At 72.7% G+C, this 10,565-nt stretch carries 9 protein-coding genes and 1 riboswitch; of the genes, 6 read left to right on the top strand and 3 right to left on the bottom strand.

Features of this window, described 5'->3' with window-relative positions:
- The first annotated feature begins 158 nt into the window (after positions 1-158).
- From frr to K6I34_RS03235, 6 genes are all read left to right on the top strand, one after another.
- Positions 159-716, top strand: coding sequence for a ribosome recycling factor (gene frr / locus K6I34_RS03210; protein WP_229322492.1), 558 nt, complete (start codon positions 159-161; stop codon positions 714-716).
- A complete protein-coding gene (locus tag K6I34_RS03215; protein WP_229322494.1) occupies positions 716-1,837 on the top strand; it encodes a phosphatidate cytidylyltransferase in 1,122 nt (373 codons plus the stop codon). Before frr ends, K6I34_RS03215 begins: the two co-directional genes overlap by 1 nt.
- A gap of 108 nt (positions 1,838-1,945) precedes the next feature.
- On the top strand, positions 1,946-3,052 hold the full coding sequence (gene rlmN / locus K6I34_RS03220) for a 23S rRNA (adenine(2503)-C(2))-methyltransferase RlmN (protein ID WP_229322497.1): 1,107 nt from the start codon (positions 1,946-1,948) through the stop codon (positions 3,050-3,052).
- A gap of 84 nt (positions 3,053-3,136) precedes the next feature.
- Positions 3,137-3,241: riboswitch (TPP riboswitch) on the top strand.
- Positions 3,237-4,322 carry a thiamine ABC transporter substrate binding subunit gene (locus tag K6I34_RS03225; RefSeq protein WP_229322498.1) on the top strand — a complete coding sequence of 362 codons (1,086 nt, stop codon included), beginning with the start codon at positions 3,237-3,239 and terminating at the stop codon, positions 4,320-4,322. It overlaps the preceding riboswitch by 5 nt.
- Before the next feature lie 89 nt (positions 4,323-4,411).
- Positions 4,412-6,061: an iron ABC transporter permease gene (locus K6I34_RS03230; RefSeq protein WP_229322510.1), complete on the top strand. Its 1,650-nt coding sequence runs from the start codon at positions 4,412-4,414 to the stop codon at positions 6,059-6,061.
- Positions 6,062-7,096, top strand: a complete 1,035-nt coding sequence (locus tag K6I34_RS03235) for an ABC transporter ATP-binding protein (RefSeq protein ID WP_229322499.1) — start codon at positions 6,062-6,064, stop codon at positions 7,094-7,096.
- 126 nt (positions 7,097-7,222) lie between these two features.
- Here K6I34_RS03235 and K6I34_RS03240 read toward each other — a convergent pair whose 3' ends face one another.
- The 3 genes from K6I34_RS03240 to K6I34_RS03250 form a co-directional block, all read right to left on the bottom strand.
- The gene (locus tag K6I34_RS03240) at positions 7,223-8,146 is read right to left on the bottom strand and encodes a hypothetical protein (protein ID WP_229322500.1); all 924 of its coding nucleotides are present in this window, start codon (positions 8,144-8,146) and stop codon (positions 7,223-7,225) included.
- Between the two features lie 160 nt (positions 8,147-8,306).
- Positions 8,307-9,560 (bottom strand): hypothetical protein, encoded by a 1,254-nt coding sequence (locus K6I34_RS03245; protein WP_229322501.1) that lies wholly within the window; start codon positions 9,558-9,560, stop codon positions 8,307-8,309.
- Entirely contained in the window at positions 9,542-10,279 is a 738-nt protein-coding gene (locus tag K6I34_RS03250; protein ID WP_229322502.1) for an ABC transporter ATP-binding protein, read from the bottom strand. The genes K6I34_RS03245 and K6I34_RS03250 overlap by 19 nt, the downstream gene beginning before the upstream one ends.
- Positions 10,280-10,565 lie beyond the last annotated feature (286 nt).

Here is a 10,565-nt window from a genome sequence, read left to right on the forward strand (position 1 = left end):
ACACCGCCGTCCTCGCCGGTCACACCGGAACGGGGCGGCAACTCCGTGCCGGGGGAAGACCTCGGCACGGGGATGGACAACCGCCTGCCGGTCAGACACCGTGCAGGAGAAGACGCGCGCAGGGGCGAGGCTCTGCTTACTGATACCAGGAGCAAGTGGTGATCGAAGAGATCCTCCTCGAGGCCGAGGAGAAGATGGAGAAGGCCGTTGTGGTCGCCAAGGAGGACTTCGCGGCGATCCGCACCGGGCGTGCGCACCCCGCGATGTTCAACAAGATCGTGGCCGACTACTACGGCGCGCTGACGCCCATCAACCAGCTGGCGTCCTTCTCGGTGCCGGAGCCGCGCATGGCCGTGGTGACCCCGTTCGACAAGAGCGCGCTGCGCAACATCGAGCAGGCCATCCGCGACTCCGACCTGGGCGTCAACCCCAGCAACGACGGCAACATCATCCGGGTCAACTTCCCCGAGCTCACCGAGGAGCGCCGCCGGGAGTTCATCAAGGTCGCCAAGGGCAAGGGCGAGGACGCGAAGGTCTCGATCCGCTCCATCCGCCGCAAGGCCAAGGACGCCCTGGACAAGCTCGTCAAGGACAAGGAGTCCGGCGAGGACGACGTGCGCCGTGCGGAGAAGGAGCTCGACGACGCCACCGCCAAGTACGTGGCGCAGGTGGACGAGCTGCTCAAGCACAAGGAAGCCGAGCTCCTCGAGGTCTGATGAACGAGACATCCTGGGGGGCCTCGTCGGGCACCGGGTACTGGGGGTCCGCCGACCGGGGACCCGCCCCCTCGCTCGGAGGGGACCTGCGTCCGGGCTCGGCGGGTCCTGTGCATGAGGCGGGCGCCGCGGCGCAGACTCGCCCCATGCCCATCGTGCCCTCCTCATCAGGCGGTGACCAGGACGACCGTGACCGGGGGGCCGCACACCTGCGCGGCCCCCTGTTCCGCGATGAACAGGAGCCCGACATCCGGCCCCAGGAGTCTGCACCGGAGCCCGCGCCCTCCCAGGCGCCCAAGGCCGGGAAGAAGAGCGCCGGCCGCGACCTCCGGGCCGCGATAGGGGTGGGCCTGGGGCTGGGCGCGGTCATCCTCGCCTCGCTGTTCGTCTACAAGCCGGTCTTCCTCGGCGTGATCGTCGTCGCCGTGGTCGTCGGGCTGTGGGAGCTGACCTCCCGCCTCTCCGAGCGCAAGGAGATCAAGGCCCCCTTGGTGCCGCTCGCGGTGGGCGGTGCCGCCATGGTCATCGCGGGCTACGCGCGCGGTGCCGAGGGCGCGTGGGTGGCCGTGGCCTTCACCGCGCTCGCCGTCCTGGTGTGGCGGATGACGGAGCCGCCGGACGACTACCTCAAGGACGTCACGGCGGGCATCTTCGCGGCGTTCTACGTGCCGTTCCTGGCGACCTTCGTGGCCCTGATGCTGGCCGCGGACGACGGCGCGTGGCGGGTGCTGACCTTCCTCATCCTGACCGTCGTCAGCGACACCGGCGCGTACGCGGTGGGCTGGAAGTTCGGCAAGCGCAAGCTGGCCCCGCGCATCAGCCCCGGCAAGACGCGCGAGGGGCTGGTCGGCGCGGTGCTCTTCGCCATGGTGGCGGGCGCGATCTGCATGCAGCTGGCCATCGACGGCGGCACGTGGTGGCAGGGCCTGCTGCTCGGCCTCGCGGTCGCGGTCAGCGCCACGCTGGGCGATCTCGGCGAGTCCATGATCAAGCGTGATCTCGGCATCAAGGACATGGGTGCCCTGCTGCCCGGCCACGGCGGGATCATGGACCGGCTGGACTCGCTGCTGCCGACCGCGCCGGTGGTCTGGCTGCTGATGGTCGTCTTCGTCGGCAGCTGACGCCACGGAGTCGTCGCACCGGCTCCGGCCTGCGCTTTTTCCCACGAGGGGCTCGTCGTCCACAGGGCGGCGGGCCCCTCTTCGGATGTCTGCGACACTGGTAGGACCATGCCTGCACCTGGAGAACTCACTTTTGTCGCGCCGCGCGGGGCCAAGCTGCCGCCGCGGCACCTTGCCGATCTCTCGCCCGCCGAGCGCCGTGAGGCGGTCGCCGCGATCGGCGAGAAGCCGTTCCGGGCGAAGCAGCTCTCGCAGCACTACTTCGCCCGCTACGCGCACGACCCCGCGGCATGGACCGACATCCCGGCCGCGGCCCGTGAGAAGCTCGCGGCCGAGCTGCTGCCGGAGCTCATGAGCGTCGTCCGGCACATCTCGTGCGACGACGACACCACGCGCAAGACCCTGTGGCGCCTGCACGACGGCAAGCTCGTCGAGTCCGTCCTGATGCGCTACCCCGACCGGGTCACCATGTGCATCAGCTCGCAGGCGGGCTGCGGCATGAACTGCCCGTTCTGCGCCACAGGCCAGGCCGGCCTGGACCGCAATCTGTCGACCGCCGAGATCGTGCACCAGATCGTGGACGGCATGCGCGCGCTGCGCGACGGCGAGGTGCCCGGCGGCCCCGCCCGCCTGTCCAACATCGTCTTCATGGGCATGGGCGAGCCCCTCGCCAACTACAAGCGCGTCGTGGGCGCCATCCGGCGGCTCACCGACCCCGAGCCCGACGGCCTGGGCCTCTCCCAGCGCGGCATCACCGTCTCCACCGTCGGCCTGGTCCCGGCGATGCACCGCTTCGCCGACGAGGGCTTCAAGTGCCGCCTCGCGGTCTCGCTGCACGCGCCCGACGACGAGCTGCGCGACACCCTGGTGCCGGTCAACACCCGCTGGAAGGTCCGCGAGGTCCTCGACGCCGCCTGGGAGTACGCCGAGAAGTCCGGCCGCCGCATCTCCATCGAGTACGCCCTGATCCGCGACATCAACGACCAGGCGTGGCGGGGCGACCTGCTCGGCAGGCTCCTCAAGGGCAAGCGTGTCCACGTCAACCTGATCCCGCTCAACCCCACCCCGGGGTCGAAGTGGACGGCCTCCCGCCCGGAGGACGAGCGCGCGTTCGTCGAGGCCATCGCCTCGCACGGGGTGCCCGTCACCGTCCGGGACACCCGCGGTCAGGAGATCGACGGGGCCTGCGGGCAGTTGGCGGCCGCCGAGCGCTGAGCGCCCGGCATGTGCCCGACAGCGCACGGCAGCGCGCCGACGGCGTGCCCGACGTGCACTGATACGGTGCATTCGCACAAATGAACATTCCGACAGGGGAGCGCGCGAGCGCTGAGAGTGCGGCATCGGCCGCAGACCCTCGGACCTGATCCGGGTCATACCGGCGTAGGGAGTCAACACCGTCATGAACACCACCCTCCGGCGTGCCCTCGGCGCGGCCGCGGCCGCCGCGCTGGGGCTGCCCGCGCTCGCCGCCTGCGGCTCGGGCGGCTCCGACGAGGCGGGCGGCGGCAAGACCGTCACCCTCGTCTCGCACGACTCGTTCCAGGTCTCGGACAGCGTGCTCAAGGAGTTCGAGCAGCAGAGCGGCTACACCGTCAAGGTCCTCAAGAGCGGGGACGCCGGAGCGGCGGTCAACCAGGCGATCCTCTCCGTGAAGCACCCGCAGGGCGACGTCTTCTTCGGCGTCGACAACACCCTGCTGTCGCGCGCCCTGGACAAGGGCCTCTTCGCCCCGTACGAGGCCAAGGGCCTGGACCGGGTGTCCAAGGAGCTCCAGCTCGACGCGGACAAGCACCGGGTCACTCCGATCGACACCGGTGACATCTGCGTCAACTACGACCGCGCGTACTTCGCCGACCACAAGCTGGCCCCGCCGCAGTCCTTCGACGACCTGGTCAAGCCGGAGTACAAGAACCTCCTCGTCACCGAGAACTCCGCCACCTCCTCGCCCGGCCTCGCCTTCCAGCTCGGCACCGTCGCCAAGTACGGCGACAGCGGCTGGCAGGACTACTGGAAGAAGCTCAAGGCCAACGGCGTCGAGGTGGTCGACGGCTGGGAGCAGGCCTACAACCAGCGCTTCTCCGGCTCCGCCGCGGGCCGCAAGGCCAAGGGCGACAAGCCGCTGGTCGTCTCCTACGCCTCCAGCCCGCCCGCCGAGGTCCTCGACGCGAAGCCGCAGCCGAAGGAGGGCCCGACCGGCGTCGCGACCGGCACCTGCTTCCGGCAGATCGAGTTCGCCGGGCTGCTCTCCGGTGCGAAGAACACCGAGGGCGGCAAGGCCCTGATCGACTTCCTGCTGAGCAAGAAGTTCCAGGACGACATGCCGCTCAGCATGTTCGTCAACCCCGTCGTGCGGGACGCCACGCTGCCCGAGGTGTTCACCAAGTACGGCGCGAAGGCCGAGCACCCCGAGGTCCTCGCCCCCGAGAAGATCGCCGCGAACCGTGAGCAGTGGGTCAAGGAATGGTCCTCGATCGTCCTGAAGTAGCCGTCTCCGAGAAGCCGCCCAGGGCGCCCCTGGGCGGCTCCCGGAAGTCCCGGCGGACGATGCGGCCGACGGCGGTCCGGCTCGGCCTGATGGCCGTCCCGCTGGCCTTCTTCGGCCTCTTCTTCGCCTACCCCGTGGCCGCGATCGTCTCCCGGGGGCTGGAGGACGGCGGCCGGTGGCGGTTCGGCCGCGTCGGCGACGTCCTCGGTGACCCGGCGACCCTCCACGTCCTGTGGTTCACCACCTGGCAGGCGCTCGCCTCCACGGCACTGACGCTCGCCCTCGCGCTGCCCGGCGCGTACGTCTTCGCGCGCTTCGACTTCCCCGGCAAACGGCTGCTGCGGGCCGTGGTCACCGTCCCGTTCGTCCTGCCGACCGTCGTCGTCGGCGCGGCCTTCCTGGCGCTGGTCGGGCGCGGGGGGCTGCTGGACGAGCTGTGGGGCGTACGGCTGGACACCACGGTATGGGCCATCCTCCTCGCCCACGTGTTCTTCAACTACGCCGTGGTCGTCCGCACCGTCGGCGGCCTCTGGGCACAGCTCGACCCGCGGCAGGAGGAGGCGGCCCGGGTGCTGGGGGCGAGCCGCTTCGCCGCCTGGCGGCGGGTGACCCTGCCCGCCCTGGCGCCCGCCGTCGCCGCCGCGGCGCTCATGGTCTTCCTGTTCACGTTCACCTCCTTCGGCGTCGTCCAGATCCTCGGCGGCCCGCGCTACTCCACCCTGGAGGTGGAGATCTACCAGCAGACCGCGCAGCTGCTGGACCTGCCGACCGCGGCCGTGCTGACCCTGGTGCAGTTCGTCGCGGTGGCCGTGCTGCTCGTGGTGCACGGCCGGACCGTACGCCGCAGGGAGTCCGCCCTGCGCCTGGTCGACGCCGCGCGGACCGCCCGCAGGCCGCGCGGCGCCGCGCAGTGGACGCTGCTGGGCTCCGTGCTGGCCGTCGTCGCGCTGCTGGTGCTGCTGCCGCTCGGCGTCCTCGTCCTGCGCTCCTTCGACGGCCCGGACGGCTACGGCCTGGCCTTCTACCGCGCCCTGGCCTCCGCGGGCGACAACGGCGGGACGTTCGTGGTGGCCCCGCTGGAGGCCATCGGCAATTCACTGGGCTACGCGCTGGCCGCCACCGGCATCGCCGTGGTCGTGGGCGGCCTGGCCGCCGCCGCGCTCACCATCCCCCACTCTCGGCTGCGCTCGAGCGGGGGGACCCCCACGGGCGGCAGGCTGACGCGCGGCTTCGACGCGCTGCTGATGCTGCCGCTCGGCACCTCCGCCGTGACCGTGGGCTTCGGCTTTCTCATCACCCTGGACGAGCCGCCGCTGGACCTGCGCACGTCGTGGATCCTGGTGCCGCTCGCGCAGGCGCTCGTCGGCGTGCCGTTCGTCGTCCGGACCATGCTGCCGGTGCTGCGCGCGGTGGACACCCGGCTGCGCGAGGCGGCCGCGGTGCTGGGCGCCTCGCCGCTGCGGGCCTGGCGCGAGGTGGACCTGCCCTTGGTCGGACGGGCCCTCGGGATCGCCGCGGGCTTCGCGTTCGCCGTCTCGCTGGGCGAGTTCGGCGCGACCGTCTTCATCGCGCGGCCCGACAGCCCGACGCTGCCCGTGGCGGTGGCGCGGCTGCTCGGCAGGCCCGGCGAGCTCAACTACGGCCAGGCGATGGCCCTCAGCACGATCCTGATGCTGGTGTGCGCGGCGGCGCTGCTGGTTCTGGAGCGCGTCCGCACCGACCGATCGGGAGAGTTCTAGATGTCCCTGCTGCGACTGGACGGTGTGACCGTCCGCTTCGGCGCGCGCGCCGCGCTGGACGCGGTGGACCTGGAGGTCGCCGAGCACGAGACGGTGTGCGTGCTGGGCCCCAGCGGCAGCGGCAAGTCGACGCTCCTGCGGGTGGTCGCCGGGCTGCAGCCGGTCGACGCCGGGCGGGTGCTGCTGTCCGGCGGCGACCAGACGGGCGTGCCCACGCACCGGCGCGAGGTGGGTCTGATGTTCCAGGACCACCAGCTCTTCCCGCAGCGGGACGTGGGCGGCAACGTCGCCTTCGGGCTGCGCATGCGCGGGACGGGCCGTGCCGAGACGGAGCGGCGGGTGGCCGAACTGCTCGACCTGGTGGGCCTGCCGGGTGCCCAGTGGCGCTCCGTGGCCGCGCTGTCGGGCGGCGAGCAGCAGCGTGTGGCGCTCGCCCGCGCGCTCGCCCCGCGGCCGCGGCTGCTGATGCTCGACGAGCCCCTGGGCCAGCTCGACCGGAGCCTGCGCGAGCGGCTGGTCGTGGAACTGCGCGAGCTTTTCGGGCGGCTGGGCACCACGGTGCTGGCGGTCACGCACGACCAAGGCGAGGCGTTCGCGCTCGCCGACCGGGTGGTGGTGATGCGGGACGGGCACATCGCGCAGGTGGGCACGCCCCTGGAGGTGTGGCAGCGGCCCGCGTCCGAGTTCGTGGCCCGCTTCCTCGGCTTCGACAACATCGTCCCGGCGACCGTGACGGGGGAGCGCGCCGACACCGTGTGGGGCACGGTGCCGGTGCCCCCGGGCACGCCCGAGGGGGAGTGCAAGCTGCTCGTACGGCCCGGGGGCGTCCGGCTGGTCCCTGCGGCGGAGGGGGCGGAGGGGCCGGTGTACGAGGTGACCGGCCGTACCTTCCGCGGCGATCACGTGCTCGTGCTGCTGCGCCCCGCCGACGGGCCGGAGCTTGAGGCGGCCTGCGGGCTGCGTGCCGCGCCGGAGCCGGGGGAACGGGTCGGGGTGGCCTTCGACGCGCACGACGTCGTGGTGCTGCGGGACTGAGCTCCCCGAGGACGCTAGAGCTCCCCCGAGGACGCCGGAGCTTTCCCGAGGACGCCGGAGAAACGTCTGGGCGGGCCGGAAAATCCGGCCCGCCCAGACGTTTGAAATGCAGTGTGCCGCTAAAGGTCAGCCCACCGCTGCCGGTTCGGGTTCCTTCTCGTCGGCCGGTGCCGCCGAGTGGGCGTCCGGTTCGCCGAACCAGGCCACCGAGACCGCTCCGGCGACGGCGAGCAGGAAGCCGAGAACGGCCACCCAGGCGAAGCCGGAGCGGGAGCTGTCGCCCAGCATCATCACGCCGATGATGCCCGGCAGCACGGTCTCGCCGACCACCAGCGCCGCGGTGGCGCCGTTGACCGAGCCGATCTGCAGGGCGACCGTGTGCAGGTACATGCCGACGGTGCCCGATATGAGGATGGCGTAGAGCGCGGGGTCGGCGAGCAGGGTGGGCAGGTCGAACGGGTCGATGCCGTCCAGGATGCGCACGCCCACGCCGATCGCGCCGAAGCCCAGGCCCGACAGCAGACCGGCCAGGATCGCGGCCCGCGAGCCGAGCAGGCGCACCGCCACCGTGCCGCCGCCCATCAGGACGACGGAGATGATCAGCAGCCACCAGTGCGTGGAGCGCGCGGCGTCGCCGCCGCCCTCGTGGCCCGCCGCGGTGGCCAGCAGCACCAGCGCGAAGCAGACGACGCCGATGGACAGCCACTCCGGCTTCTTCAGACGGATGCCCAGGAGCTTGATGCTCAGCACGGCCGTGACGACGAGGTTGGCGCTGATGACCGTCTGGGAGAGGAACAGCGGCAGCATGCGGGCGGCCAGCGCGCCGAGCGCGAAGCCGACGAAGTCCAGGACCGTACCGACCATGAACTCCCACGTCACGGCGGCCTTCGCGGTGGAGGACAGGCTCGGGCCGCCCCGCTGGGTGGTGCCCGCGGAGGAGTCCTTCGCCGCCTCCTGCAGGGCCGATTTGCGCGATCCCACCGCTTGCAGGACCGAGCCCGTGCCGTAGCAGGCCGAGGCCGCGACAGCCGTCACGAGGCCGATGATCACCAATTGCTCCGTTCGCCTGATAAACCGTCGTGCTTCTGAGGCAGACGTGCTTTCAGGCGCGGAAGTTGCCTTGAGTCAAGAAAAGGTCAAGAGCGATTTCGGTGATCCGGCCGGTGACGGGCCGCCCCGGCGCCGTCCGGGACTCCGCGCGGTGCTGCCCTCACCGGGTCATCGGCAGCGCCGCGAGCTCGGCGATGGCCCAGGTCAGCGGGGCCAGTACGGCCAGCAGCACACAGGTGCGCAGCACGGCCGCGCCGCGGAGCATCGAGGCGGGGAGGCCGAGGCGCTGGAGCGCCGCGGTGGTGCCCGTGCGGTTCTGTCTGCTCTCCAGGGCGGCGGTGATGGCGGTCGCGGTGACGCAGGCCATCACGAGGGCCGCGCCGAGCCCGGTGAGCGGTCCGAAGGGCCGGGGGCCGGAGCCCTCCCAGGCCGCGCCGTAGAGCTCCGAGGCCGCGAGGGCGCCCGAGGCGACGGCGCACAGCAGGCCGAGCGGCCGTCCGATCCGGGTGGCGGCGTCCTGCAGTATCCGCCCGGCCAGCAGCCGTACGGCACCGGGGCGGCCCGCCGAGAGCAGCACGCCGCACCAGTGGGTCAGCCCGGGGCCCGCGAGGACGAGCCCGAGCGAGGCGAGCAGCCAGCCGCCGAGGACCCCGGGGGAGGTGCTGTCGGCCCGGCCGGGCAGCGACAGCAGGGTGTCCGGGTCGGGCGCCGGGCCGTGGGCCACGTATGCCTCCATGGCGAGCCCGACGGAGACGACGGCGATGCCCCAGGGCAGTCCGGAGTAGCCGGCCCTGGCCGTGGAAAGGACCGCGGGGGCCGCCGGGACGGCCGGGGGTGCCGCCTCCTCGGCCTCCGCCTCGCCGGCGTCCGGAGCCGTCTGCTGCGCGGCGCGGCGCGGGGTCTCCCGGCCCGGACGCAGCACGGCCACGCAGGCACCGGCGGCGAGGGCGGGGAGCAGCCCCAGGAGCGTCAGGGTCGCGCCCCAGGGCAGGTGCTGCCGCCCGCCGAGCAGCTGCTCGGCCGAGCCGCTCAGCGGTGTGCCGCCGAGGTCGCCGCGGAGCTCCAGGTACACCAGCAGGGCGAGCGCGCTGCCGAGCGTGCAGGAGAGCGCGGTCGAGGCGGCCGCGAGCAGCGACATGCGCACGGGCCCGAACCCGGCCGCGTCCAGGCCGTCGCGCGGCCGGGTGGAGGGGTCCGAACGGGCTACGGTGACGGCGAACTGCACGACGGCGGCCAGCGGCACGGCGCACCACACGAGCCGTACGACGGACTCGCCCGTGTCCTTGGGGTGGGCCACCGCGAACCCGAGGGTGCACAGCAGCAGGAAGCCGACGCCCGCGGCGGCGGCCGCGACCAGCAGTCTGCGCAGCAGGACGAGCGGGTGCGCACCGCGCGCTAGGCGGAGACTGAGCACGCGGCCCTGCCCTCTCCTCCGGGGGCTTCGGGCGACGGGATCCCGCTGGTCCGGCGGCCGTCGGCCAGGGGGACCGTGCGGTCGGCGAGCGTGGCGATCTCGTCGTCCAGGGAGGCGATGACGACCGTGATCCGGTGCGAGCGCGCGGCCGTGGTCAGGGTGCGCAGCACCTGGGCACGGTCGGCGTTGTGCAGGGGCGCGGTCGGTTCGTCCGCGAAGATGACCGTCGGCTCGGTGGCGAGTGCCCGCGCGATGGCGATCCGCTGGCGCTGGGCGATGAGCAGGGCGGCGGGCCGCTTGCGGGCGCAGTCGCCCACGTCGAGGCGCTCCAGCCACTCGCTCGCGGTGCGCTTGGCGGCCCGGTGGCCGACGCCGCGCATCAGCAGCGGCAGGGCGGCGTTCTCCCAGCCCGTCAGCTCGGGGACGAGGTGCGGCTCGCTGTCGATCCAGCCGAAGCGCTCCCGGCGCAGCCTCTCGCGTGCGGGGCGCGAAAGGGTGTGCACCGGCGCGCTGTTGAACCACACCTCGCCCGGTGTGGGCAGGAGTTGCCCCGAGAGGCATTTGAGAAGTGTGCTCTTGCCGGAGCCGCGGGCCCCGGTGACGGCGAGGATCTCGCCCTCGCGCACGCCCATGGAGACCCCGACGAGCGCGGGGGAGCCGTTGTACGCGTAATGCAGGCCACGTGCCCAGAGCACGTCGTTGTCCGGCGGGGCCGCCATACTGAGCACCTCGGGTCGCTGGAGGGTCCGTTCGCCTGTCCGGGTGAACGAACCGGAGGCCATTGGGTCACTGGCACCGTACGGAACCGTGATCCTAGCCCTCGGCCAGGCTCGGCGCTGGAGGGCCTCATTTCCTCCGGTCGGCCTCATCGTCGACGCTCGCGCATGCGTCGGAGCGCATGCGCGCGGGTGATCGCGAGCGGATGTGCGGCGGGCGTGCCGCCGTTCCGCCGGTGCCGTGGCCCACGCGCGCGTACGCGGGGTGGGGGGCCGCGCGGGGCCACGG

The sequence above is a fragment of the Streptomyces sp. UNOC14_S4 genome (assembly GCF_020740835.1).
GTDB lineage: Bacteria > Actinomycetota > Actinomycetes > Streptomycetales > Streptomycetaceae > Streptomyces.